The sequence below is a fragment of the Streptomyces sp. NPDC048473 genome (assembly GCF_043200155.1).
GTDB lineage: Bacteria > Actinomycetota > Actinomycetes > Streptomycetales > Streptomycetaceae > Streptomyces.
Window position 1 is genome coordinate 1 of sequence record NZ_JBICXE010000061.1, and the last position, 23,554, is coordinate 23,554.

The window sequence follows — 23,554 nt, forward strand, 5'->3', positions numbered from 1 at the left end:
CCCGACACGTCTCCCACACGTCCGGCCCGACGGTCTCACCGACCCACTCACCCATCGCCACATGACGAGTCTGGCCCTGCCACTCACGCAGCAGGGCCAAAACCCAAGATCTTCATGAGCCTTCTAGGGTCTGTCCGGCCCGGGGCCCTTCCGCTTCGGGATGCGCCGCGCCCGGGGCCCTTCGGCCTCGGGATGCGTCGGGCCCCGCTCCGATGCAGGCTGGGGGGATGGACCACCGGCCCGTGGAGGTGACCTCGTGAGGCCCCACGACGAGCCAAAGGGCTGGGGAGCACTCCAGCCGCCGCCCGGCTACTACTCGGCCGACGGGCGGCCGCCCGACGCGATGCAGCGCGGGCTGATCCTCGACTGGGCGGTCAATCAGCGGATCGCGAGCGGCTGGCGAGTGGAGTCACGCTCCGAGACTCAGGTCGTCATGGTCCGGGGCCGGCCGCTGAATCATGTGCTGCACGCCATCCTGATGGTGTTCACCTGTTTTCTCTGGGGCGCCGTGTGGCTGGTGCTGGCCGTGACCAACAAGGTCGAGCGGGTCTCGCTCACCGTCGACGCCCAGGGCCACATCGTCTCCGTGAACGGCCCCGGATAGTCCTGCCGCTCTCCGGGCTCACGGCTTGGAGCGACCGGCGGATCCGGTGGGTTCGTTGGGCTCGGCGGACGAGGCAGCCACCGGAGCCGCCGCGCCGCTCGCACCGGCCGGCCCGCCCCGGCCGCGCCTCCTGAGCGACTGCACCCCTTCGAAGACACAGAACGCGGCCAGTACCGCCGACGCCCCGTGCAGCGGCCAGTCGCCCAGCCGTACGTAGAGCGTCGTACCGGACGCCAGCGGTACGTCGAAAACGGCCGCCCGACTCGCATCCGTGCCGAGCGGGGCACCGATCCGCTCGCCCCGCGGGCCGTACACCGCACTGATGCCGGTGAGCGTCGCGTGCACCATCGGGCGGCCGTTCTCGGCGGCACGCAGCGCCCCGAGCGAGGCGTGCTGTTCGGGAGCCCAGCTGTGCTGGAACGACGCGGTCGACGACTGGTCGATCAGCAGTTGCGCACCGTCTCTGGTCAGCCGCCGGCTCATGTCGGGGAACGCGGACTCGAAGCAGATCAGCGGCCCGATGCGCAGACCCTTCCCTCCGGCAGCTCCGGGAAGCCACATCGTCACCGGGTGGGTGCCCCGCAGCCGGTCCTCGCCCGCCGCCTTGCCCAGGGACGTGGCCCACCCGAGCACCGAACGGGCCGGGACGTACTCGCCGAACGGCACCAGCCGCATCTTGTCGTACCGATCCCCGGTCAGTCCGTCCGGACCCACCAGCACCGCGGATTTGAAGATCCCCGTCCGACCCGATCCGCCGGTCTGCCGCGCGTCCATGTTGACCAGCACATCCGCGCCCACCCGACGCGAGAGTGCCGCGATCCGGGCGGTGATGTCCGGGTGCCGGGAGAGATCCACACCGACACTGCTCTCGCCCCACACCACCAGATCGAGATCGCGTCCCGCCAGCGTGCCCGTCAGTCGCTCACTGACGGCCAGCCGACGCTCGACGCTGTGGGGACCCGCGATCACACCCGGCTGAACGACGGCGATCCTGGCCACGCCCGACCGCTGGGGCTGCGGTGCCCACTGCGCCATCGCCCCCACGGCCAGGGCGCACACCACGAGGCCGACGACGGCGACCGTACGGGCGGCGGTGGCCACGAACAGCAGGGCGACAGCGGTGTTCACCGCGACCACCAGAAGGCTCACCAGCCACACCCCGCCGACGGATGCCACGCGGAGTGCCGGAGCCACCTCCCACTGGCTCGCGCCGAGCAGCCCCCAGGGACCGCCGAGCCCCTCCCAGGAGCGGGCCAGCTCGATCATCAGCCAGCCGCACGGCACCACGACGACCGCAGCCACAGCTGCTGCGACGGAAGCCGGCCCGCGCAGCAGCCGGAAGACGAGCAGTCCCCACGGCGCCCACAGCAGACCGAGCAGGGCCGCCAGGACCACGATGAACACATGGAGGCTCGGCATCAGCCAGTGGTGCACAGCGAGCAGATAGCCCATTCCGCCGAGCCAGCCGTCGAGCGCCGCCCGGCGCCCCGTACCGGCGGACCGGATCAGCAGCAGCCAAGGCACCAGACCGACATAGGCGAGCCACCACAGGGAAGGCGCCGGGAACGCGAGCGCGGGCAGCGCACCGGCGAGCAGTGCGAGGCAGCCACGCCACCGGCCGGACCGCAGCATCCGCTCCCACTGCTCGCGCCGACCGGCCGGAATCCGCATGCCGCGCCTCCTCGTCCTGCTGATCAGCAGTGTCCTCCCTGGTTACCCGTTCCGCAGTTCTTCCCCCGTACGAGAGGGCGGAAGCACCGATGGGCGGGCTCAGCCCGGGGTGACCGAGCCCGCTGTGCCGCGCCACTTCTCGTGCACGGTCACGGTCCGGATCCGCCAGCCGCGCTCCGTGCGCGACAGCGTGAAGGCGTACCGCCCGCCGGAGACGAAGTTCGGCGCGGTCGCCCGTACCCCGGAGCCACCCTCGCCGCCCGCCGTGCTCTCCAGCCGCATCGGGTTCAGGTAGTCGGCCCGCACTTCGGCGCCGTCGCCCGGGTAGCCGCCCAGGTCCTGGATGTCGAGCCGGCGGTTGACGATCAGATGCTGGCGTACGGGGAAGAGCCGCATGGTCTCCGCGAGCCACTGGGCGACCTCGGCGGCAGGCCCTTCGATACCGCCCGCGCTGCGGTAGTCGGCGCGGCCGTCCGCGGTGAACAGGGCCCGGTAGTCCGCCCATTCGCCGTCGTCCACCGCCATCGCATAGCCGGTGATCACTGCATCGATGGACAGCTGGTCCATCACGGTCGAGAGATCCACGCGCTGCGTCATCGGGTCAGTCTCTGCCCGCCGGCGTCCGAGGCCAAGGGGCGTGCACGCACGACGGGCCGGCACAACTGTCAGCAGGGCACCACGGCCACCGGGCCGAGCGCATGCGTGAGCGTGGTCTGTGCGACGGGGGAGAGCCCGAGCCCGAGGGACTCACCGCCCCTGCGCCGCCCGATCACGGTCAGCGCCGCGGTCGCCGAGGCCGTGACCAGGGTGCGTGGAGCGGAGCCGCCGACCGGTTCCCTGACGACCTCGACCTGCGGGTACTTCTCCCGCCAGCCGGCGGTGAGTTCGGCCAGCGTCCGCTCGGCCGCACCTGCCGCCGCGTCCCGGTCGAAGACGGGACCGCCGCACAGCATGGAGGAGAACATCGTCCAGCCGTGCACGATCCGCAGCCGCGCACCGGGCCGGGAGGCGGCCGTTGCGAAGGCGAACTCCAGTACCGCTTCACTGCTCTCGTCTGCGGCCACCCCCGCGACAATGTCGCAGAAGGCTTCGGCCGCCTCCGCTTCGTCCTCGTCCGACGGCCCGCTGTGGATGACGACGACGGGGCACTGGGCCATCGAGGCGGTCGCCAGACTGTTGGAGCCGAGCATCAGGGACCGGAAACCGCCCAGACCGCGCGAGCCGACGACCACCAGCGACGCATCACGGCTGAGCGAGGTGAGCGCCGCCGAGGGGAAGTCCAGCGGTGCGAGCGTCGACGGGTGCAGATCTGGAGCGATCTCGGACACCCTTCGTACGGACCGGGTGAGCAGCTCCTCCGCCTCGCGCTGCTGCGTCTCCTGACCGGTGCGCCGGTTCGGAGTCCGGGCGTGCACGATCACCAGCGGGAGCCCCCGGCGGACTGCTTCGTGGGCGGCCCAGTCGAGTGCCTCACGGCTGTGCGACGAGCCGTCGACGGCTGCGATCACGGGAAGCTCGGTGGTGGTCATGATTTCCCTCCAGGTTCCGGCGGTACATGTCCCAGGCTGGTACGCGCACGCGTCGTACGGCAGGGACTTTCGGCCCCATCTGCCCACGAAGATCCGGGCAGATGCCACCACGCCCATCAGGCCGCGGCATGCCACGTACGCTACGGCCGGCCGCGGTCCGGCGATGGCATCACGGGTACTCCGCGGGGCGTAGGGGGACCGCCTCCGCCGGTACGACGCCCGCCGGGCGCACACCGAGGGATGCTTCCGGCCATGGAGATCCAGCCGGCAGCGGCGACAACCGCACCGGAGCCGGGGAGAGCCGGTCCGCTGCCTCTCATCACCGGATGGCGGAACCTGCGCCCGGTCGAAGCACTCTGTTACGCGACAGGAGCGGCGCTCGTCGTCTCCGGGCTGCTTCACCTGGTCGTCTTCGCTGTCGACGGCGGTCCCTGGGCGGGTCCGGTGTCCTGGCGCAAGCCGGTGACCTTCGGGCTCTCCTTCGGCCTGACGCTCGTCGCGGTCACCTGGGTGACCTCGTACGTACGGATCGGGGACCGGACCCGGGCCGTGCTGCTCGGGCTGTTCGCCGCCGACTGCGTGCTGGAGGTCGGCGGCATCACGCTTCAGGCATGGCGCGGCGTACCGTCCCACTTCAACGTGGAGAGCCCTTTCGACACGGCAGTCTCCATGTCACTGGCTGTCGGCGGGGGACTGCTGGTCGGGATCCTCGCCACCTTCGCGGTCGCCTCGTTCACCCGGCCTCCGCAGGGGCCCGCCGGGATGGCTCTCGCTCTGCGGTCGGGCTGGGCGATTCTCCTCGTCGGGCTGCTGTCGGGCGTCGCCATGATCGCCCGCGGTGTGTATCTCACCCGCACCGGACACCAGTGGGCCGGTTACCGCTCCACGGCATCGCTCAAGCCGCTGCACGGCGTGGGCCTGCACGCGATCCTGGTGCTGCCCGCGCTGGCCCGACTCCTGGCCCGCACTTCCTGGAGCGCGCGCACCCGCCACTCCGTCGTACGGGCTGCCGCGGGGTGCTGTGCGGCGGTCGTCGTCGGGGCGCTGGCGTGGGCGGTCGCAGCGTACTGACCGACGGGGGTGCGCCATCCGCTCCTTGACCTTCCCCCCGGGTAAGCCCCAGCGTGTGCGTGTCGTAATCAGCGGAAGGGGTCCGGATGGAATCGCGTTGCGTCGTATTCGACATCGGTGGAGTGCTGGAGATGACTCCGGCAACGGGATGGGACGTGGCGTGGGAGCAGCGACTCGGTCTCCCGCCCGGTTCCATGCATCAGCGGCTGGGAGACGTCTGGAATGCGGGGAGCATCGGGACGATCACCGAGCACGAGGTACGTGAACGGGTCGCGGCGGACCTCGGCCTGGGCCCGGTGCAGACGGAGGCGTTCATGGCCGACTTGTGGGAGGAGTACCTCGGCAGCCCCAATGAAGAACTGATCGACTACGTACGGACCCTCGGCTCCCGTTGCAGGCTCGGCATCCTGAGCAACAGTTTTGTCGGCGCCCGGGAACGCGAGGAGAAGCTGTACGGCTTCGGTGATCTGGTGGACGACATCGTCTACTCGCACGAGATCGGCATCTCCAAGCCCGAAGCGGCCGCGTTCGACGTGACGTGTGCCCGGTTGGGGGTGAAGCCCGCGGACTGTCTCTTCATCGACGACTGCAGCGTCAACGTCGCCGCGGCGGAAGCGGCCGGTATGCGGGGGCTCCTGTTCGAGTCCAACGCCGAGACGGTCAAAAGTATCGAGACACACTTGGGGCACCGGTGCAGGCCGTGAGGCTTCCGGCCCACTGCGATTGTCAGTGCCGGGTGCGATCCTGCCCCTATGGACGAGCTGATGCGGCAGCGGCGCGTGTACGGCGCCGACCATGACGATCCCGACCCCGGGCCCCAGCCGGGTCACTCCTACCGGGAGTTGGTGGGCGGCCCGCTCGACGGGCTGCTCCTCGATGTGACCGGCTGGACGGAGACGGCACTGCGCGAGGGAGCGGCGCTGAACACGGAGATCGGGCGGTTCGGCCCGGGCGGCCGAGCGGAGTACGGGCCGAGGGACGGCGACTTCGACCGGTGGGACTGGCAGGGCGACACACCCTGACCCGTCACACAGGCGCATCACGTCGTACGGGTGCGGCCGGTGGCTGCCGATGAGCCCGCACTGCAGAGTGCGATGAATGAGACCTGCCAGACCTGCCAGGACTAATAGCCTGAATCGCCCGATACTGGAACCATGGCACAGAAGACGTCTCGACCGCATGCCCCGCCGACCCTGACCGTCAAGGGCCGGGACGTACGGATACGCACCATCGGGATCGTGTTGCTGACAGTTATCGCGATCTGGTTCATCGCCGCGAACACCAAATCGGTCGAGATCCGGCTGTGGGTCCCCACCGTCACCCTGCCGCTCTGGGCGGTACTGACCGTGACCCTGCTGGTCGGACTGGTCATAGGCGGATTCCTGGCCCACCGCCGGGCGAAGCGCTGAGCCGGTGGACGGAAAGCCGGACCGGGGCCTCGCTTGTAAGGGCTGTTAGTGCACTGAGCCGCAGGTTCGTCGGCAGTACGTAGACTTTGTCGTGGAAGCGCGGGTGTGCGGCCAGCCACTTCTTGAACCCGACATTCCGCCGCCGGACAACGAGCCTTCGTGAAAGCGCTCCCTTCCGCTTCGGCGGAAGGGAGCGCTTTCCTGCGTACCTAGGGGCAGGTCTCGTCGTACTTGACCGCAGCGGTGAGCGCATCGGCCGACCGCCAGCCATGACCGAGGAGCAGATTCTGCACGCCCGGTCCGTGCTCGCCGGCCCTGAGGCGTCGATCGCCTCCATCGCCAAGCTGCTCCGCATCTCCCGTACCACGGCTCTACAACTATGTTCCCGAGCTCAAGGCCGGAAGGCGGCCCGTCGCGGGTGCCCAACGACTATCGGGGCGCTGACGTCCTTGGCCTGTGCCCGCTCGGCTGCTCTTGGCCGCCGTGAAATTAGGCGGCCTCGACCTTATGCGCTTTGGTGCCCTGCCACTGGACCACGGCAGGGTTGTCGAGGATGCGCTCCGGGTCCTTCAGTCCGGCGTCGGCGAGGAACACGATGAGGTCGTGATCGTTGTGCGCGAGTCCTAGCCTCGCGTCGCGATTGTTGACGTGCACGCTCACGGGCCGAGCACCGGACGGGGTGGGCGCGTGGATGGTGATCGGTGGTGTCGCCATGACTCCAGGGTGGCCTGGGGTGACGGCGGGCGCATCTGGCCGGCCCGGATGCGTGGGTGCGGATTCGGCATGAGGATCCGGATAAGGGCGGTGGCCCGGTCGCCCCTGGCCTTCTTCCCCGACTCGCGCCCTGGGGCTGCCATCCGGCAGCCCCAGGGGGTCTGGGAGGTCCGCATGTCCGTCGTGCCGGTCACCGACGAAGAGCTCGGTCAGATGCCCCTGCCCACCGCGAAAGCCGGCAGATTGAGCATCTTCGGTCGTCGTGTTGCGGGCGTGACCGAGCCCCCACCGCTCGGATGGGGGCTCGGGGCCTGCACCTACTCGTCGTCGGTGATCAGCGGGTCCTTCGGGCCAGACTTTCCGGGAATGCGCTTCTGGGCGTCATCAAGGGCTTCCTTCGCCCGCCCCTTGGCCTGGTCTGCCTTGCCCTCGGCTTCCTTGCGTCGGTTGCCAGTCATCTTGCCCATGGCTTCCTTCGCCTTGCCTGTGAGCTTGTCCTTGCCGCTTCCGTGAGCCATTTTGACTCCTCGCGTGGACGAATGCTTGCCCTGCCCAAACTAGGACGGATCGAATGGGATCGCGCGGTGTGCGCGGGGTGGCGACGGGGCTCTTCGCCGGCCGGACGGTTGTCATACCGCCCCGTTGCGCTCGACGTGTCCCTGTCCCGCTTGCCGGCTGATTGCTGCGACTCGGAGAAGTGTTCAGTGTTCGAGTCTTTATTTGGCAATATTCGTTCGAGTAGGCCGACGAGCGCCCCCGGGCGCCAAAAGTGGGCCCGGATGCTTCCTATCCCGCCGACTCGCCCGCGTGGCGCCCGGCAGGCAGCCGAGCTGGGCAGTCTCGGCATGGCCGACGAGGAGGTGTCCGCAGGCAGCATCAAGGCCGGGCTCGCGCAGAAGCTGGCCAAGCTGAAGACGTTCACCTCGTACATCAACATGCTGGCGAAGAAGGGCCTCAACAAGTCGCTGCTGCGGCAGATCCCCGACATGGGCCCGGAAGCCGGGTACGCCTACGCGCCGGCGGCTGCGGACAAGCCGACGTTCACCAGCATCAACTCCTTGGAGACGCAGCTCAACCACGGGGCGGATGCGCTGGGGAAGAGCGGCGCGGATGCGATGTACGACTCCGGGAAGAACGCCGGGAAGGGCTTCCTGAAGGGGCTGGAGTCGCAGCAGGACGCGATCGAGGCACAGATGCTGAAAGATCGCCAAGGGGATGCAGAAGGCCATCAAGAAGGCCCTCGGCATCAAGTCCCCGTCCACAGTGATGGCCCAGCTTGGCCGGTACAGCACGGAGGGCCTGGCCGCCGGGCTGACAGACCGGATGCCGGTCCTTGACCGGACGCTCGGCGCAGTTACCGACCGGGTGGCTTCCGCGCAGCCGGTCATCGGCCGGCCCGTGGTCGTCGGCGGGGGCGCCGATGCTCAGCCGGTGCAGATTCAGATTGACGTCCATGGGGCGATGGACCCGGTCGCGGTCGGTCGGGAGCTGCAGCGTGTGCTGTTGCAGCTGAAGCGGACGCAGGGCGTCAACGTGCAGCTGGGGGTGGCCTGATGCCGGTGCTGGTCGAGATGGGCTGGGGCGGTCTGGTGCAGGCCCCGGCCACCATCACGTGGACGGACATCACGCCGCGGGTCGACATGATGCAGGGGGTGACGATCACCCGGGGCGCCTCGGATGAGCTGTCCGAGACGCAGCCGGGGACGGCGACGCTGACCCTGGACAACCAGGACGGGGCGCTCACCCCCGGCAACCCGAATTCGCCGTACTACCCGTTCGTGCGGCGCAACGCGCCGATCCGGATCAGCCAGGCCATCATGCCTACCCGCACCGGAGCAGCCCCGTACCCGATGGGAATGCTCGCCGACGACTTCGACGACGGGATCGTGGACCCGACCCTGTCGACCGCCTCGGGTGGGTCGGCCGAGGTCGGTGGGCGACTGCGGCAGCCACTCGCCTCCGGTGTCGTCGCCCGTCACACATCTTTCCGGGAGTGGAATCTCGCTGGATCCATGCTCGCGGTGAAGCTGTGCACGATACCCGGGATCAACGGCTCGTCGTCGACTTCGGTGTCGATGTGGATCTACTCGCAGACGGCGGGGACACGGCTGCGCTGGTCCTGCAACGCAGTCGGCAACCAACTGCGCGCGGCGTTGGAGGTGGCGTCTACCGATGCCGGAGCAATCTCTGTCCCCTACGACCCCATCGCCCACGCGTGGCTCCGGATCCGCGAGCTCAGCGGCTTCCTGCTCTGGGAAACCAGCCCCGACGGATTCGAATGGACAGTGGTCCGTTCCCTCGCAACCCCGGCCCGGGTGGGCACGGACGTGACGCAGGTGGAGTTCACCGCCACCCGCACCGGCGGCACCATCGATTACGTTGAGTGGGACCTGCTCGGCGCCCAGATCAAGCCGCGGTTCTGGGGATGGTCAACGAATGGCCCGTTGAGTGGGAGGGGCTGCTGTCCAAGGTCACGATCAGCGCGACAGACCTCTTCAAGCGCCTCAACCGGCTGCCGCCGCTCCGCAGCATGCTGGGTATGGAGGTCTTGACCCGCGACACCCTGACGGGGCTGTTCTCCTTCCTGGCCGCGTACTACCCGCTGTCCGAGCCGTCCGGTTCGACAGCGGCCGGTGATGTGGCCGGCCGTGGAGTGGGTGCCCTGGCCGCCATCGCCCAGACGTGCGGGAACACGCCCGTCGAGTACGAGCTCGCGCCCGACGTGTAGGACTTAAGCCTGCCCCTCTCGCCTTCGGGCGAGAGGGGCCTTTCTGTTACCTACGGGCAGGACTCGTCGAACTTGACCGCAGTGAACTCAACAGGCTGGCCGTTGAGCGCGGCTCCAGCCTTCGGGTCCTGGGTGCAGATCTTCCAGTTGCTTTCCATCAGGACCATGCGGTCTTCGCTGGCGTCAGTGATCGTGATCGATGCGCCCGAGTCGAGGGCTCCTCGCGCCGCCTTGACGGACTTTCCAACAAAGTTGGGCATGGTGTTCCCGGCCGGAGCAGGCTCCTTCTCGTCCTTGGACGGGCAGGATTCCTCAAGCTTCACCGCTCCGAAGTCGAGTTTGGTGTCGACCGGGATGTTCTTCCCTGGTGTCTGATTCTGGGAGCAGACCTTCCAGTTCCGGTCGAAGGCCTGCATGCGGTCGCGACCGGCACTGTCGTGGGATGTCAGGAGGTAGAAGCCGTCGGCCTGCGCCTTGTCCTGTGCGGACTGCAGGCCCATGCCGACGAAGTTCGCGACCGTCGCGCGCTCGACAGGCTTGTTGTCGTCCTTCTCCGGCAGTGCAGTGTCCGAGGCGGTGGCGGAAGGCGGCGGAGTGGTGGGCTGCTGGGCCGTGGTGGCCGGGTCGCAGCCGACCAGGGTCAGAGCGGCCAGACAGCCGAGCGCGGCAACGAGTGTGCGGGTGTTCAAGTTGTCCCCCCAAGGGTGGTTCATGGAGAGATGACCGTATCGGGCCGCATGGGTGGAGGGAGCCACACGCTCTGTTAGTGACGCAGTTGTGATCAGAAAGTGAAGGAGTGGTGATGGGGCGTCAGGCATCGTTCAGGAGCGCGAGCCGCCCCTGACCTCCATAACCCACACTTGCCGAGGGGCGGCGCCGAGCAGCGCCAGTGCGCTGGAATCCGATAGATAGCGCATAACGCTCCCTGGGTCGCCGCCACTTGGTCTCCCGGCGGTCGTGGCGACTGTTCATCAATCGGTCGTGATGTGAACCTGAATGCGGACATGCTGAACTCCTGGAGGTCGTAAGCCCGTCATGACGGAGGCGCTGACCGTCCAGGCCGCCGCCCTCCGTGAGCGGGGTTTCACTATTCGGCAGATCCAGCCGCATCTCCGCATCACTGAAGGCGCGAACAGGGGTAAGAACCCGAGCGTGGGCGCCATCTCTCAGGCTCTCCGCACCTTCGATGCGGAGCACGCCACCGTCAACGCGCGGACAGGGGCCCCCGTGACGACTGAAACCCTCGGCACGATCTATGGCCTCGTCGACCCGCGAACCGGCGAGGTCAAGTACGTCGGGCAGACGACCAAGCCGATCGAGGTGAGGTTGGCCGGCCACCTCCGCAACGTTCCAGCGAAGACCGCGAAGCTGGGCACAGCCGAGGCCGATGCCGTGTCGTGGCATCGGCCAATTCGCTGGCAGGGGCGGCGTACCGGTGGGGCCTGGCCTCAGTGGGTGTGCCTCTGCCAGTCGAGAGGCACCCGTTCGTGTGGGCCAGGCACCGTCTGCGTCTGCGGGTGGTGCTGCGGCGGTGCCAGGTTCGGGCCCTCGCTGAACATCTCCTTGGCGCGGAAGTCCCAGAACCAGTCCTCGCCCGGCTCGAAGCTCTGGATGATCGGATGCCCGGTGTCGGCGAAGTGCCGGGAGGCGTGCTGCTTCGGGGAGGTGTCACAGCAACCGACGTGCCCGCACTGGGCGCAGCGGCGCAGATGCAGCCACCAGCCCTGCGCCGCTTCACATTCCACACAGACGGTTCCGCTGGGCGGTACCGTCGGGTCGATACCCTCAATGGCCTGCGACATCAATGTCCTTCTGCCGTAGAGATAGGTCGCCGTGTCCTGATCGGTGCTACCGGGCCGCGCTTTCTCACACACCTCGGTGGCGTAGAAGCCTTCCGCGTTCGGTAAAAGCGAACGCATCGACCCGGATCTCACTACTGACGAGCGAACCGGTCAACTGGGAGGTGATCGGTTAAGCGGTCATCGTGCGCGAGCCCGACGATCTGCCCGTTGATGGTGACCCTCCGCCCGCCGGTGCGGGACAGGCCGTGGATGACTATCGGGACGCTCATCTCTCCAGGGTGCGACGGCGTGACAACGGGCGCATCTCCCCCGAAAGAAGGGGCCGCGACGAGGGGGGTGAGCAAGGCCAGCGGCAGGAAGCCGAGGAGCGCTTGATGTCGCGGCCGGTGTAGGGCCTAAAACCCAATCGCCCCAAGGGGTCAATATGACCCACCAGCCGCGCGCTTCGCCAGGCTGTCCGAGTACCCCGAGTTCGGTGTCGGGCCGGCAGTGCGCGCAGGGTCGGATTCCCTCGGCGAGTGCGGCGAGGGCCTGCTCGCGGGTGATGGCCCGGTGGCGTTTCCCGATGGCGTAACAGTGCCCGGCGTGGACTTCGATGGGCCGGGCGCCGAGGCCGATGGCGAGCTCGATCACTCAGTCCGGTGCCGCTGGCCGCCGCTCCTCGCCTTGCTGCTGCTCGGCTTCTTGCTGTTCGGCCGCCGCGATTGCTTCGTCGATCCGGCCCAGCCACATGGCGTACCAGGTCCGCAGGGTGCGGAGGCGTGGCAGATCAGACGGAAGATCGAACATGCGTTCGAGTCTATCGCTGTGCCAACTGCACGGAAGTCGACGAGAGGAGCCGCATAGACACCGCTGGCCTGCTGCGGGCCCTCGGCGTAGCGCGGCCGCCGTATGTTCCGCGCCGTAGACTTAGCAGGGAGCTTGAGCCTTGCCAGACGCCCAGTTCAGGCGGACCCCGCGAGATTGATCCCGACAAGGGCAGCGGGATTGGAGTTTCCCACGGCTCCGGCCATCGCGGGCTCTCTCAATGAGCGGAAGCCTCTGGCTCGCTTTGTGAGCGGTGGAGTCCCCTCAGGAAGGACGTGGGCCAGATGAGCCACCATGTGAGCCAGGTGCCCATCAGTGACATCACAGTGGCCGCTTCGGCTGTGCGCTGGATTTTCCCCGTCGGCATAGCAGTGGTTGTAGTCGCTGTTCTGATTGGCCTCGTCTGGTGGGATGCGCGCCGTCGGTCTCGGGAACGACAGCAGGGGCCACGGGCCGAGCCTTCCTCGCGAAGCGACGAAAACTTGAGGGCTGCAGATGATTTCGGGGAAGGCCTCAGCCCATATGAGCTCAACCGGCCCTCTTCGCCAAGGGACGTACCCAAGGATGACAACGGTGGGGCTTTTGGTAGTGGAGGACCCGGCGGCTGACGGGTCGGTGACATCGGCGGCACTTGCCGAGATCATCGCGCGGTCAAGATCTGCTTTCGCAGTGAACAGAGCCACAGAAGAGGCGGACTGATACCGCCCCAACTGTCGACGGCGCCTGGAGCACTGGCCTTGGCCTGTGTCCCCCGTCGGCGGGGTCACCTGCTGCCCGGCTCGGTTGTCGTACCGGCCCGGTGCCCACGACATCTCGGTGAAGCTCGGCTACTACGACCTCTCCAGCGTGGCCCTGGACCGCATGGACTGGGCAGCCCACCGGGCCTTGGTGTACTTCCGGGAGGGCGAGTACATGATCGGGCGGCGCCTCGTCGCCGTCGGCCACGGCATCGTCGGCGCCGCAGAGCAGACCGGCGTCGAGTCCGGAGCCCGCACCTGTGCGGCCGTCCGTTCGTCGCGCACTCCTATAGCGGCGAGCGGACGGTCATAGCCTCTTTCGATCACTCCTGTTCAAACTCGCTCGAACGCATGACGGTCATGCACGTGTCACGTGTCGCGGCCATTCGTTGATCGGTCTGACCAGGGCGCGACCGCAGTCCACCCCTCCAGGTGGCGGCCTCGCCCTGGTTCAGTCATGTGGGAGATCGAATGGGAGGCGAGTGGGAGATGATCACGTCGAGCGGGCTCGGAATGCCTCTGACTCACTCCAGTAATCTCCAGTTCGAAGCCAGTGCCGAGGCCTGGCATGAACCCCGGCTAGCCCGCCGACTCGCCCGCGTGCGGGCTCAGCACCCCCGCCGTCACCAGCGCGAACAGCACCAGTCCGAGAAGCACGCGGTAGATGACGAACGGCATGAAGCTCTTGGTCGTGATGAACTTCATGAACCAGGCGATAACGGCATAGCCCACGCCGAACGCGATGAACGTCGCGAAGATCGTCGGCCCCCACGACACATGTCCCTCACTCGCGTCCTTCAACTCGAAGACACCCGAGGCGAGCACCGCCGGGATCGCGAGCAGGAAGGAGTAACGGGCCGCCGCCTCGCGGGTGTACCCCATCAGCAGACCGCCGCTGATGGTGGCGCCGGAGCGGGAGACACCCGGGATCAGGGCCATCGCCTGGCAGAAGCCGAAGATCAGGCCGTCCTTGACGCCGAGTTCCTTGAGCGTCTTGCGCTCCTTGGCGGCCCGGTGCCTGCCGCCCGCCTCGTCGCGGGCGGCGAGGCGGTCGGCGATGCCGAGGACGATGCCCATGACGATCAGGGTGGTGGCGATCAGCCGCAGATCGCGGAAGGGCCCCTCGATCTGGTCCTTGAACGTCACGCCCAGCACGCCGATGGGGATGGAACCGACGATGACCAGCCAGCCCATCTGGGCGTCGTGGTCACTGCGCATCGACCGGTTGGTCAGCGAACGGAACCAGGCCGAGACGATCCGGACGATGTCCTTGCGGAAGTAGATGAGGACTGCCGCCTCCGTGCCGATCTGGGTGATGGCGGTGAACGCCGCACCCGGGTCGTGCCAGCCGGCGAACGCTGCGGTGAGCCGCAGATGTGCGCTGGAGGAGATCGGCAGGAACTCGGTCAGTCCCTGAACGAGGCCCAGGACGAACGATTCGAACCAGCTCATGGGGCTTTGGCCATCCCGGAGGTGATCGTGCATCGGCCGACGGCGGTGAGAGCCATCGGCAACGTGCGCATTGCGGTCAAATGTGGGCAGGGCCGTGCCGGGCCCGGAGATCTTCGGTCGGTCGCGGGCAGCGTATCGCCCTCAGATGAACAGTGTTACGCGTACCCCGCGCCCGCCCATCGCCCCGGTGCCCGCTCCCCTGCGTACCGGATCACTCGGCGGTGAGGCGGTGGCGCTTGCGCCACGCGACGACGGCCGCGCCGAGTCCCGTCAGCACGATGAAGCCCATCGCGGCCAGGAAAGCGGGCGAGGTCGGTGACGAGGCCTCGCTGCCCGCGACGACATACGCGGCGGTGTTCGGGACCGAGCCGAGCCCGGTGGCCATCAGGAACGGCGGATACCCCATGCGCGAGACGGCCGCGCAGTAGTTGGCCGCCGCGAACGGCACACCGGGGAACAGCCGCAGCGCCAGCATCGAGCGGAAACCGTGCCGGCTCAGCTGACCGTCCGCCGCCTTGAGCCAGCGCCCGCGCAGCAGCGTACGGAGCGCGTCCTGGCCGAGCACCCTGCCCAGCCCGAACGAGATGCCCGCGCCGAGCACCGTGCCCGCCAGCGCAGCGGCCAGCCCCGACTGCGAACCGAAGAGCGCACCGGCGGCGAGATTGAGCAGCGGCCGCGGTACGAAGGCCACGGTGCACACGCCGTACGCGACACCGAACAGCATGACCGCGGCGGCGCCACCGCTCAGCTGGGTGGGCCAGCCGGTGGCCAGCAACCGTTGGGGTTCGAGGAGCAGCATCGCCGCCGCAGCGGCCAGCAGCACCGCCACGAGCAGCGAGAACCGGGACCAGGGCGAGAGCAGCGCCCTCGTGCAGCGCACAGCGAGGCCGCCTGTGGGCCGGGCGGCGGGGACGGGGTCGAGCATGCGGGGAGACTAACCGACGCCCGTGTGTGATCGCCGTAATGTGCACGGTACGAGCCAGGCGGCCGAAATCACTCGCGCGCTTCCGGTGTCCCGCCGGCCAAGCATCTCCGACGGCGGGGCGGAACCCGAACTCCCTTGTCCGGCCTGCGGCGTCCACCGGAAAACCATTCGACGCGGCCATGCTGGTCGGCCATGATCGGACCCATGTTCCGGTACGCCTTCCTCGCAGCGCAGTCCGCAGTCGCGGACGCGCCGAAGGCTGCCGCGAACCCCGTCACCGCAGCGGCACTTGTCGCAGCAGCGGCGTTCACCGCTGCCGCAGCGCCCATCGGCGGCGCCCGAAGCTGACCCTCCCCCGACAGTCCGGCGGACCCCGTAAGGGGAGGGTCGGCGGGGCCCTGGGGTCTTCTCTCTCAGCTTCGAATTCCAAGGAATGAGCCATGCCCAAGACGGCATACGTGCGCACCAAGCCGCACCTCAACATCGGCACCATGGGCCACGTCGACCACGGCAAGACCACCCTGACCGCCGCCATCACCAAGGTCCTCAGCGACCGCGGAACCGGCACGTTCGTCCCGTTCGACCGGATCGACCGGGCGCCGGAGGAGACGCGGCGCGGCATCACCATCAACATCGCGCACGTCGAGTACGAGACCGACACCCGTCACTACGCGCATGTCGACATGCCGGGACACGCCGACTACATCAAGAACATGGTCACCGGCGCGGCCCAGCTCGACGGGGCGATCCTCGTCGTCTCCGCGCTCGACGGGATCATGCCGCAGACCGCCGAGCACGTCCTGCTCGCCCGTCAGGTGGGTGTCGACCACATCGTCGTCGCCCTCAACAAGGCGGACGCGGGCGACCCCGAGCTGACCGATCTGGTCGAGCTGGAGGTCCGCGAGCTGCTCTCCGCGCACGGCTACGGCGGTGACTGTGTCCCCGTCGTACGGGTGTCGGGCCTGAAGGCCCTGGAGGGCGACCCGCGGTGGACCGCGGCCGTCGAGGCGCTGCTGGACGCCGTCGACACATACGTGCCGATGCCGGTCCGCTACACCGACGCGCCGTTCCTGCTGTCGGTGGAGAACGTCCTGACCATCACCGGCCGTGGCACCGTCGCGACCGGAGCCGTCGAGCGCGGCACCGTGCGGGTCGGCGACCGGGTGTCGGTGCTGGGCCCGGACATCGAGACGGTCGTCATCGGCCTGGAGACCTTCGGGAAGCCGATGGAGTCCGCGGAGGCCGGCGACAACGTGGCCCTGCTGCTGCGCGGGGTGGAGCGCGACCGGGTGCGTCGCGGCCATGTGGTCGCGGCGCCCGGCAGCGTGACGCCGAGCCGCCGTTTCACCGCGCAGGTGTACGTCCTGTCGGCGAGGGAGGGCGGCCGGACCACCCCGGTGACCACCGGCTACCGGCCGCAGTTCTACATCCGCACCGCGGACGTCGTGGGCGATGTCGACCTCGGTGCGGTGGCTGTGGCGCGACCCGGAGACACGGTCGATCTGACCGTCGAGCTGGGCCGTGACGTCCCGCTGGAGACCGGACTCGGCTTCGCGATCCGCGAGGGCGGCCGCACCGTCGGCGCGGGCACCGTCACCGGACTGCTCTGAGCCGTGTCGCACCAGGGGCCCGCCTCCCGTACACCACGGGAGGCGGGCCCGCTGCCGTACGCAAGACTGACGGTATGACAGAAACAGCACTCGTGCTCGGTGCCGGCGGCGTCACCGGCAGCGCCTGGGAGACCGGAATTCTGTACGGGCTCGCGAAGGCGGGCGTGGACCTGTCCACCGCTGATCTGATCATCGGCAGTTCGGCGGGCGCGGTGGTCGGCGCGCAGCTGGCCTCCGGGCTGCTCGGCCTTCCGGAACTGTACGAACTCCAGCTCGCCGATCCGCAGGGCATGACCGGCGGCAAGCTCGGCATGCTCACCTTCCTGCGCTACGCGGGGGCCGTGCTGTCCGCACGTACCCCCGAGGCATACGGCCGGAAGCCGGCCCGGATCGCGAAGGACGCCCACCTCGGCATCACGGCGGAAGAACGGCGCGCGGCGATCGCCGGCCGTCTCCTGACGTCCGGCTGGCCCGAGCGTCCCCTGCGCATCACCGCGGTCGACGCGGCCACCGGTGAGCTCCACACATTCGACAAGGACAGCGCAGTGCCCCTCGTGGACGCCGTCACCGCGAGCTCCGCCGTCCCGGCCGTCTGGCCTGTCGCCACCAATGAGGGACGGTCCTGGATCGACGGCGGGGTGCACTCCCCGGCCAACGCCCATCTCGCCGCGGGATATGGGCGCGTCGTCGTCATCGCTCCGACGGCCAGTGGCAACAAGGTCATCGCCTCGCCGCGCTCGCAGGCGGCCGAGCTCACCGCGAAGGGCGCCCGCGTGGAGGTCATCACCCCGGACGCGGCGGCGAAGAAGGCGTCCGGCCGCAACCCCCTCGACCCGAGCCGCCGGGCCGCGGCGGCCCGTGCCGGACTCGCCCAGTCGGCGGCGCACACCGAAGCCGTCGCTGCGGTCGTGAGCAGCTGATCCGGCACCCCACAATGGGGGAGTGAACGAGTCAATACCTGTCATCCGGGACGTGGACCAGGGCACCGCCAGACTCCTCCCCGACGTGGACCGGGACAGGGCCTGGCTGCTCACCGTCGACGGTGCACCCCAGTCGTACGTAGACCTCGACGCGCCGGACCATCTCGAATTCGAGTACGCGCGACGGCTGGCCCATGTGGTGGACTGCGCTGCGGCACCGGGCGCACCGCTGGACGTACTCCATCTCGGCGGTGGTGCGCTCACCCTGCCCCGCTATGTCGCCGCGGTCAGGCCGGGCTCCCGCCAGGACGTCGCCGAGGCCGACCTCGGGCTCCTCGCTCTGGTCGCCGAGCATCTTCCGGTCCCCGACGGCAGCGGGATCACCGTGCACGGCACGGACGCCCGCAGCCGGCTGGAACAGACCCCGCCCGGCTCCGTCGACGTCCTGATCGCGGATGTCTTCGGTGGCTCGCGGGTGCCCGCCCACCTCACCACCGTCGAGTACGCACAGGCTGCCCGCCGGGCACTGCGCGACGGCGGAATCTACGCCGCCAATCTCGCGGACGGCGCGCCCTTCGGCTTCCTCCGCTCCCAACTGGCCACTTTCGCGGCCGTCTTCGAGGAGCTCGCACTGATCGCCGAACCGGCGGTGCTGCGCGGCCGGCGCTTCGGCAACGTCGTCCTCGTCGCGTCCCGAAGCCCGATCGACACGGCGACGCTGACCCGCCGCTGCGCCGCCGACGCCTTCCCCGCCAGAGTCGAGCACGACACCGCGCTGGACCGGCTCGTCGGAGCGGCCGGGCCGGTCAGGGACGGCGAGGCGGTCGCCTCACCCGAGCCGCCCGACGGAGCCTTCAGCATCGGCTGAGGCCGGCCCCTGCGCCTTGGCCGTCACCACCTCGGTGGTGACGGTGGCGCGGGTCAGATTGCGTACCCCGGGTACGCACAGCACGGCGCCGGTGACCAGCACGATCAGCCCAGCGCAGCCCCACAGGGCCTCACTGCGCCCGACCAGGGCCTCCACCGGACCGGCGAGCGCGGTGGCGACCGGCATCATCGCCACCGAGCCGAACCAGTCGTACGCCGAGACGCGCGACAGCTTCTCCTCCGGGATCTCCTGATGCATGGCCGTCATCCACGAGACCCCGAACACCTCGATGGCGACGCCGCTGACGAACATCACGACGCAGAGCCCGGCCACCGGCAACGGCACCGCGAGTCCCGCCGACGGCAGCGCCAGCGGGAAGACACCGAGGGTTCCGGCCAGCAGCAGCCGCCGGGGCTTCCATCGCATCATCAAGAGCGCCCCGCCCAGCGTGCCGACCCCGAACGCGGCGAGCGCGAAGCCCCAGGGGCGGGCGCCACCCAGCTCGTCCCGGGCGACCAGCGGCCCGTACACCGACTCGGCGGCCCCCACCGCGGCGACCACCACCGAGAACTGCGCCACGATGCTCCACAGCCAGGGGCGGCCGATGAACTCCTGCCAGCCGTCCCGCAGATCGGCGAGCAGGCCGCCGCCCGGTGCGCGCGACGGAATGTGGCTGACGTCCAGGAAGGCGCGCAACGCACCCGCCACCGCGAAGGAGGCGGCATCGACGGCCAGTACCCAGCCCGGGTCCATCGCCGCGATCATGGCGCCACCTAGCGCCGCACCGCCGATCGCCGCGCCCTGCATGGACATGCGGAAGAGGGCGAAGGCGCGGCTCGCCTGCTCACGGCTGACGCTCGACATCAGCATGCCCTCGGCCGCCGGGTTGAAGAACGCCTGCCCGGTCCCGCACAACGCGGTGAGCAGCATCATCTGCCACAGCTTCGGATCGCCGGCCAGGACCAGCCAGGCGAAAGCGGCCTGCGAGACACAGTTGAGGGCGTTCGCCGCGACCATCACCCGGTGGCGCGGCAGCCGGTCCGCGATCGCCCCGCCGATCAGCAGGAAGACCACCAGCGGTGCGGTCCTGGCGGCGGCCACCAGACCGACGTCGCCGCCGTCACCGCCCGACTCCAGAACCGCGAACGCCGCCGCGATCAGCGCGCCATGGGTACCCAGGCCCGTGATGATCGCGGCGGCGGTCAGCAGACGGTAATTGCGGCCGGGGCGGCTCAAGCGGGGCGCGGGGGCGGAAGCGTCAGTCACCAAGGGACTATCGCCGCCGCGACCCCGCCCTGCCAAATCCTTTCCCGGAGGCGGTGAAGACGGTCAGGAGGACGGAGCGATGTCCACCAGCCGCACGGTGCTCAGGATCTGCTGGATCGTCGTGTCCGGGAGTTCGCCCTTGACGCTATCGGCGCCGTAGAGGACCCAGGACGCGAACTCGCCCTTCTTGTTCTTGAAGGTGAAGGCGATCGTCTTGCCGTCGCTGTCACACTTCTTCCGCTTCGTGACATTGGGCGCGGTGGCCGTGACGACCTGGCCGGTCACACCCGACTTGGTGGTGTACTGCCTGGCCGGCGTGAACTTGATGGTGCTCTGAGGCATGTGCTGCGCGTACGCTGCCCACGCCCAGGTGCCTGCCTCGCTGTGGGCGTTCTTGGCGGCGTCGGTGGCGCCCTCGGCGCCCCTGGTGCCGGCGCTGGCGAGGCTCATGTCCTCCATGGTGCCGTCCTTGTCGGAGTCGTCCACGCACCACTTCTTCTGGTAGAACGACGGCGCGGAGAAGCCGATGAGGGGCGAGTGGTCGCCCTTCTTGTCGTCCTCGAAGTACGAGGCCGTGCCGGGGTTGCCGACCTCCCAGTCGCCGGGCACGTCGAACTGCGTGCCCCACTTGGGATTGGTGACGACCTTCCAGCCCGCGATCAGGGGCTTGGCGTCTCCGTCGGCGCCGCGCGGGTTCGCCTCGGGCGAGGACGCGGAACCGGACGGCTTGGCGGGCGCCGACGAGTTCTTGTCGTCGGCGACGTTCTTGCCCTTGTTGTCGTCCTTGTTCATCACGACGACACCGGTCACCACGGCAGCCACGACGACGGCGGTGGCCGCGACGATCGCGATGGCAGTGGTCTTCTTCTTGTTGCCGTCGGGCTGCGGACCACCGGGCGGACCGGGGACCGCGTACTGCGGCACGGTCGGCTGCTGGTACGGGTTCTGCTGCGGGTAGCCGGGCTGCTGGCCCTGCTGCGGATATCCCGGCTGCTCTCCGGGCTGGCCCTGCTGCGGATATCCCGGCTGCTGTCCGGGCTGTCCCTGCTGCTGATATCCCGGCTGTTGATAGGGATTCGGCTGCTGGTACCCCGGCTGCTGATACGGGTTCTGATTCTGGTCCTGCGGGTTTTGCTCGCCCCCGGGCGGCTGCTGTCCTGGCCACATGGCGAGTAACGATAGAGGGGCGGTGGCCGGTCTGCTACGCCCGCCCCCGTGAGCGGACGGTGAAGGATGCGATCAGTGGACCGGGCGCGGAGGCTCCGGGGATGGCCAAACAGTTCTACTCGTGAGTAACATCTGGTCATGAGTGCTGAACAGATGACTGTCGGCGAGATGCTCGCCGCGACGGTTCCGATGGCCCGGACCCTCAATCTCGAGTTCCTGGAGACGACCGCCGAGCGTGCGGTGGTCCGCCTGCCGGACCAGGCCGACTACCACAACCACATCGGCGGACCCCACGCCGGAGCGATGTTCACGCTCGCGGAATCGGCGAGCGGTGCGATCGTCATCGCCGCCTTCGGTGACCAGATGTCGCGTGCCGTGCCGCTGGCGGTGAAGGCGGAGATCGGTTACAAGAAGCTGGCCATGGGCGTCGTCACCGCGACGGCGACCCTCGGCCGCCCGGTGGCCGATGTCGTCGCCGAACTCGACGAGGGCAAGCGGCCCGAGTTCCCCGTGGTCATCGAGATCCAGCGCGCGGACGGCGCGGTGACCGGTGAGATGACGGTCGTCTGGACGCTGCGCCCGAACGCCTGATCCGGGACGGCTCCCCGAAGGGCCGCCGCGCACCCCGATGAGGGGCGTGGCGGCTTTTCGCGCTGTTCGCGCACTTGGCGGGACAGGTAGCATTCCCGCCGTGCGCCGAGGAGTTGTCCGGCGGGCAACGGGACATCAGTACGGGAGGAACCGGCGTTGCACATCCAGGAATGGCTGGAGACCGTCCCCGCGGTCAGCGTTTACGTCCTGGTGGGCGTTGTCATCGGTCTTGAGAGCCTCGGAATTCCGCTGCCGGGAGAGATCGTCCTGGTCAGCGCGGCGCTTCTGGCTGCCGGGCACGACGGAATCAACCCCTGGATCCTCGGGGCCTGCGCCTCGGCGGGCGCGGTCATCGGTGACTCGATCGGATACGCCATCGGCCGCAAGGGCGGACGGCCGCTTCTCGCCTGGCTCGGCGGGAAGTTCCCCAAGCACTTCGGCGAGAGCCAGATCGGTATGGCGGAGCGGTCGTTCCAGAAGTGGGGCATGTGGGCGGTGTTCTTCGGCCGCTTCGTCGCGCTGCTCCGGATCTTCGCGGGGCCGCTGGCCGGCGTACTGCACATGCCGTACTGGAAATTCCTGATCGCCAACCTGGTCGGCGGCATTGTCTGGGCCGGTGGCACCACGGCCGTCGTCTACTCGGTGGGGGTCGTCGCCGAGGCCTGGCTCAAGCGGTTCTCCTACCTCGGCCTGGTGGTCGCGGTACTGATCGGCGTGACCTCGATGCTGGTGCTGAAGAACCGGGCCAAGAAGGCGGCGGCACGGTCGGCGGTCGTCTCTGCGCCGGACGCGGGGACCGTACCGGTGGCGGACTGACCGGTCGTACCGCCGCGAACGGCCGGCCGGGGGCTGGCTCGGCAGGGAACTGACCGGCTGAGGACCGGCCGGCCGGGGGCGGTGCGGGTCCGCGGAAACGGCCGACGCTTCCTTTCGTCCGACCGCCCCGCACCTTGGTCCCGTTGCGTTCCGCTCAGTTCTCGTGTGCCTTGCGGTGTGCCTTGGCCAGCTCCACGTAACCCACCGCGTTGAACTTGATGCCTTCCAGCTCCTCCTCGGTCAGCTGCCGCTTGACCTTGGCGGGTACGCCCGCGACGAGCGAACCCGGGGGCACCTGCATCCCCTGCGGGACCAGCGCCTGTGCCGCGATCAGTGAACCGGCACCGATGCGGGCACCGTTGAGGACGGTGGACCCCATGCCGACCAGGACGTCGTCCTCGATGGTGCAGCCGTGGAGTACGGCGTTGTGCCCGACCGAGACCCGCTCGCCGACCGTGACGGGGAACCCGGGGTCGACATGGACGCTGCAGTTGTCCTGGATATTGCTGTCCGCGCCGATGACGATGGGACCGCAGTCGGCACGCAGTACGGCGTGGTACCAGACGCTGGAACCCGCGGCCATCGTGATCTCACCGATCACGACCGATGTCGGCGCGGTGAAGGCCTCCGCATCGATCTCCGGCTCCTTGCCGCCCATTCCCGTGATCAACGCCTGCTCTGTCATCGCCCGTTCCTCCGTGCCCAGGTGTTGTGCGGTCGCGGTCGCCCGATCGCAGCAGCTCGGTCGCCGCTGTTCGGTCGCATCAGAGGAACGGTATGCGACGGGTGGTGGAGTGCCCCCGAGTGGGGTGAACATCACAGGTTGCCGCGGTGATCACGCCGGGCGCCGCCGACTACCGTGTGCAA

General features: G+C 69.0%; 29 protein-coding genes and 1 pseudogene. 16 read left to right on the forward strand and 14 right to left on the reverse strand.

Going from position 1 to position 23,554, the window contains the following annotated elements:
- Positions 1 to 256 precede the first annotated feature (256 nt).
- Entirely contained in the window at positions 257 to 604 is a 348-nt protein-coding gene (locus ACGFU7_RS42575; RefSeq protein WP_093900473.1) for a hypothetical protein, read from the forward strand.
- 18 nt (positions 605 to 622) lie between these two features.
- On the opposite strand, the gene lnt is transcribed toward ACGFU7_RS42575, so the two are convergent.
- From lnt to ACGFU7_RS42590, 3 genes are all read right to left on the reverse strand, one after another.
- Positions 623 to 2,275 carry an apolipoprotein N-acyltransferase gene (gene lnt / locus ACGFU7_RS42580; RefSeq protein WP_393703625.1) on the reverse strand — a complete coding sequence of 551 codons (1,653 nt, stop codon included), beginning with the start codon at positions 2,273 to 2,275 and terminating at the stop codon, positions 623 to 625.
- Between the two features lie 99 nt (positions 2,276 to 2,374).
- A complete protein-coding gene (locus ACGFU7_RS42585) occupies positions 2,375 to 2,872 on the reverse strand; it encodes a nuclear transport factor 2 family protein (RefSeq protein WP_393703626.1) in 498 nt (165 codons plus the stop codon).
- 68 nt (positions 2,873 to 2,940) lie between these two features.
- Positions 2,941 to 3,804 carry a universal stress protein gene (locus ACGFU7_RS42590; protein WP_393703628.1) on the reverse strand — a complete coding sequence of 288 codons (864 nt, stop codon included), beginning with the start codon at positions 3,802 to 3,804 and terminating at the stop codon, positions 2,941 to 2,943.
- Positions 3,805 to 4,056: 252 nt separating this feature from the next.
- On the opposite strand from ACGFU7_RS42590, the gene ACGFU7_RS42595 reads away from it, so the two are divergent.
- The 4 genes from ACGFU7_RS42595 to ACGFU7_RS42610 all read left to right on the forward strand — a co-directional run bounded on the left by ACGFU7_RS42595 (position 4,057) and on the right by ACGFU7_RS42610 (position 6,284).
- A complete protein-coding gene (locus ACGFU7_RS42595) occupies positions 4,057 to 4,875 on the forward strand; it encodes a hypothetical protein (protein ID WP_393703630.1) in 819 nt (272 codons plus the stop codon).
- 86 nt (positions 4,876 to 4,961) lie between these two features.
- Entirely contained in the window at positions 4,962 to 5,579 is a 618-nt protein-coding gene (locus tag ACGFU7_RS42600; RefSeq protein WP_393703631.1) for an HAD family hydrolase, read from the forward strand.
- A gap of 48 nt (positions 5,580 to 5,627) precedes the next feature.
- Entirely contained in the window at positions 5,628 to 5,897 is a 270-nt protein-coding gene (locus tag ACGFU7_RS42605) for a hypothetical protein (protein ID WP_383078122.1), read from the forward strand.
- A gap of 132 nt (positions 5,898 to 6,029) precedes the next feature.
- Positions 6,030 to 6,284 carry a LapA family protein gene (locus ACGFU7_RS42610; RefSeq protein ID WP_393703633.1) on the forward strand — a complete coding sequence of 85 codons (255 nt, stop codon included), beginning with the start codon at positions 6,030 to 6,032 and terminating at the stop codon, positions 6,282 to 6,284.
- 489 nt (positions 6,285 to 6,773) lie between these two features.
- Here ACGFU7_RS42610 and ACGFU7_RS42615 read toward each other — a convergent pair whose 3' ends face one another.
- Complete coding sequence (locus ACGFU7_RS42615) at positions 6,774 to 6,998, reverse strand: hypothetical protein (protein WP_393703635.1); 225 nt, start codon at positions 6,996 to 6,998, stop codon at positions 6,774 to 6,776.
- Between the two features lie 317 nt (positions 6,999 to 7,315).
- Complete coding sequence (locus ACGFU7_RS42620) at positions 7,316 to 7,516, reverse strand: CsbD family protein (protein WP_393703637.1); 201 nt, start codon at positions 7,514 to 7,516, stop codon at positions 7,316 to 7,318.
- 261 nt (positions 7,517 to 7,777) lie between these two features.
- Here ACGFU7_RS42620 and ACGFU7_RS42625 point away from each other — a divergent pair, with 261 nt between their 5' ends.
- Genes ACGFU7_RS42625 through ACGFU7_RS42640 form a run of 4 tightly spaced genes read left to right on the forward strand, consistent with a single transcriptional unit; the run spans position 7,778 to position 9,726 of the window.
- Positions 7,778 to 8,335, forward strand: a complete 558-nt coding sequence (locus ACGFU7_RS42625; RefSeq protein WP_393703639.1) for a hypothetical protein — start codon at positions 7,778 to 7,780, stop codon at positions 8,333 to 8,335.
- Positions 8,322 to 8,552, forward strand: a complete 231-nt coding sequence (locus ACGFU7_RS42630; RefSeq protein ID WP_393703641.1) for a hypothetical protein — start codon at positions 8,322 to 8,324, stop codon at positions 8,550 to 8,552. Before ACGFU7_RS42625 ends, ACGFU7_RS42630 begins: the two co-directional genes overlap by 14 nt.
- Positions 8,552 to 9,550 (forward strand): hypothetical protein, encoded by a 999-nt coding sequence (locus ACGFU7_RS42635; RefSeq protein ID WP_393703643.1) that lies wholly within the window; start codon positions 8,552 to 8,554, stop codon positions 9,548 to 9,550. The genes ACGFU7_RS42630 and ACGFU7_RS42635 overlap by 1 nt, the downstream gene beginning before the upstream one ends.
- Entirely contained in the window at positions 9,538 to 9,726 is a 189-nt protein-coding gene (locus tag ACGFU7_RS42640; protein ID WP_393703644.1) for a hypothetical protein, read from the forward strand. The genes ACGFU7_RS42635 and ACGFU7_RS42640 overlap by 13 nt, the downstream gene beginning before the upstream one ends.
- A 50-nt stretch (positions 9,727 to 9,776) precedes the next feature.
- On the opposite strand, the gene ACGFU7_RS42645 is transcribed toward ACGFU7_RS42640, so the two are convergent.
- From ACGFU7_RS42645 to ACGFU7_RS42660, 4 genes are all read right to left on the reverse strand, one after another.
- Positions 9,777 to 10,439 (reverse strand): hypothetical protein, encoded by a 663-nt coding sequence (locus tag ACGFU7_RS42645; RefSeq protein ID WP_393703645.1) that lies wholly within the window; start codon positions 10,437 to 10,439, stop codon positions 9,777 to 9,779.
- 735 nt (positions 10,440 to 11,174) lie between these two features.
- On the reverse strand, positions 11,175 to 11,528 hold the full coding sequence (locus ACGFU7_RS42650; RefSeq protein ID WP_393703647.1) for a UBP-type zinc finger domain-containing protein: 354 nt from the start codon (positions 11,526 to 11,528) through the stop codon (positions 11,175 to 11,177).
- Between the two features lie 177 nt (positions 11,529 to 11,705).
- The gene (locus ACGFU7_RS42655) at positions 11,706 to 12,161 is read right to left on the reverse strand and encodes a DUF6233 domain-containing protein (RefSeq protein WP_393703649.1); all 456 of its coding nucleotides are present in this window, start codon (positions 12,159 to 12,161) and stop codon (positions 11,706 to 11,708) included.
- Positions 12,162 to 12,317, reverse strand: coding sequence for a hypothetical protein (locus ACGFU7_RS42660; protein WP_393703650.1), 156 nt, complete (start codon positions 12,315 to 12,317; stop codon positions 12,162 to 12,164).
- An 819-nt stretch (positions 12,318 to 13,136) separates the two neighbouring features.
- Between ACGFU7_RS42660 and ACGFU7_RS42665 the strand changes: the two are divergent.
- Positions 13,137 to 13,307 (forward strand): annotated as a pseudogene (locus ACGFU7_RS42665) (transcriptional regulator); the annotation flags it as partial.
- 344 nt (positions 13,308 to 13,651) lie between these two features.
- Here ACGFU7_RS42665 and ACGFU7_RS42670 read toward each other — a convergent pair.
- Both ACGFU7_RS42670 and ACGFU7_RS42675 read right to left on the reverse strand, forming a co-directional pair.
- Positions 13,652 to 14,524 (reverse strand): undecaprenyl-diphosphate phosphatase, encoded by an 873-nt coding sequence (locus tag ACGFU7_RS42670; protein WP_393703651.1) that lies wholly within the window; start codon positions 14,522 to 14,524, stop codon positions 13,652 to 13,654.
- Between the two features lie 211 nt (positions 14,525 to 14,735).
- A complete protein-coding gene (locus ACGFU7_RS42675; RefSeq protein WP_393703652.1) occupies positions 14,736 to 15,449 on the reverse strand; it encodes a TVP38/TMEM64 family protein in 714 nt (237 codons plus the stop codon).
- A 192-nt stretch (positions 15,450 to 15,641) separates the two neighbouring features.
- Here ACGFU7_RS42675 and ACGFU7_RS42680 point away from each other — a divergent pair, with 192 nt between their 5' ends.
- The 4 genes from ACGFU7_RS42680 (at position 15,642) to ACGFU7_RS42695 (ending at position 18,847) form a co-directional block, all read left to right on the forward strand.
- Positions 15,642 to 15,797 carry a hypothetical protein gene (locus ACGFU7_RS42680; protein WP_393703654.1) on the forward strand — a complete coding sequence of 52 codons (156 nt, stop codon included), beginning with the start codon at positions 15,642 to 15,644 and terminating at the stop codon, positions 15,795 to 15,797.
- 92 nt (positions 15,798 to 15,889) lie between these two features.
- Positions 15,890 to 17,059 carry an elongation factor Tu gene (gene tuf / locus ACGFU7_RS42685; RefSeq protein ID WP_393703656.1) on the forward strand — a complete coding sequence of 390 codons (1,170 nt, stop codon included), beginning with the start codon at positions 15,890 to 15,892 and terminating at the stop codon, positions 17,057 to 17,059.
- Positions 17,060 to 17,133: 74 nt separating this feature from the next.
- Positions 17,134 to 17,979, forward strand: a complete 846-nt coding sequence (locus tag ACGFU7_RS42690) for a patatin-like phospholipase family protein (protein WP_393703657.1) — start codon at positions 17,134 to 17,136, stop codon at positions 17,977 to 17,979.
- 22 nt (positions 17,980 to 18,001) lie between these two features.
- The gene (locus tag ACGFU7_RS42695) at positions 18,002 to 18,847 is read left to right on the forward strand and encodes a spermidine synthase (protein ID WP_393703659.1); all 846 of its coding nucleotides are present in this window, start codon (positions 18,002 to 18,004) and stop codon (positions 18,845 to 18,847) included.
- Here ACGFU7_RS42695 and ACGFU7_RS42700 read toward each other — a convergent pair.
- Both ACGFU7_RS42700 and ACGFU7_RS42705 read right to left on the reverse strand, forming a co-directional pair.
- Positions 18,809 to 20,113 (reverse strand): MFS transporter, encoded by a 1,305-nt coding sequence (locus ACGFU7_RS42700; RefSeq protein WP_393703661.1) that lies wholly within the window; start codon positions 20,111 to 20,113, stop codon positions 18,809 to 18,811. The genes ACGFU7_RS42695 and ACGFU7_RS42700 overlap by 39 nt on opposite strands.
- 63 nt (positions 20,114 to 20,176) lie before the next feature.
- Positions 20,177 to 21,280, reverse strand: coding sequence for a hypothetical protein (locus ACGFU7_RS42705; RefSeq protein ID WP_393703663.1), 1,104 nt, complete (start codon positions 21,278 to 21,280; stop codon positions 20,177 to 20,179).
- 153 nt (positions 21,281 to 21,433) lie between these two features.
- On the opposite strand from ACGFU7_RS42705, the gene ACGFU7_RS42710 reads away from it, so the two are divergent.
- Complete coding sequence (locus ACGFU7_RS42710) at positions 21,434 to 21,871, forward strand: DUF4442 domain-containing protein (RefSeq protein WP_114243348.1); 438 nt, start codon at positions 21,434 to 21,436, stop codon at positions 21,869 to 21,871.
- Positions 21,872 to 22,027: 156 nt separating this feature from the next.
- The gene (locus ACGFU7_RS42715) at positions 22,028 to 22,687 is read left to right on the forward strand and encodes a DedA family protein (protein ID WP_393703664.1); all 660 of its coding nucleotides are present in this window, start codon (positions 22,028 to 22,030) and stop codon (positions 22,685 to 22,687) included.
- A 154-nt stretch (positions 22,688 to 22,841) separates the two neighbouring features.
- On the opposite strand, the gene ACGFU7_RS42720 is transcribed toward ACGFU7_RS42715, so the two are convergent.
- Complete coding sequence (locus tag ACGFU7_RS42720; RefSeq protein WP_393703665.1) at positions 22,842 to 23,372, reverse strand: gamma carbonic anhydrase family protein; 531 nt, start codon at positions 23,370 to 23,372, stop codon at positions 22,842 to 22,844.
- Between the last annotated feature and the right edge of the window lie 182 nt (positions 23,373 to 23,554).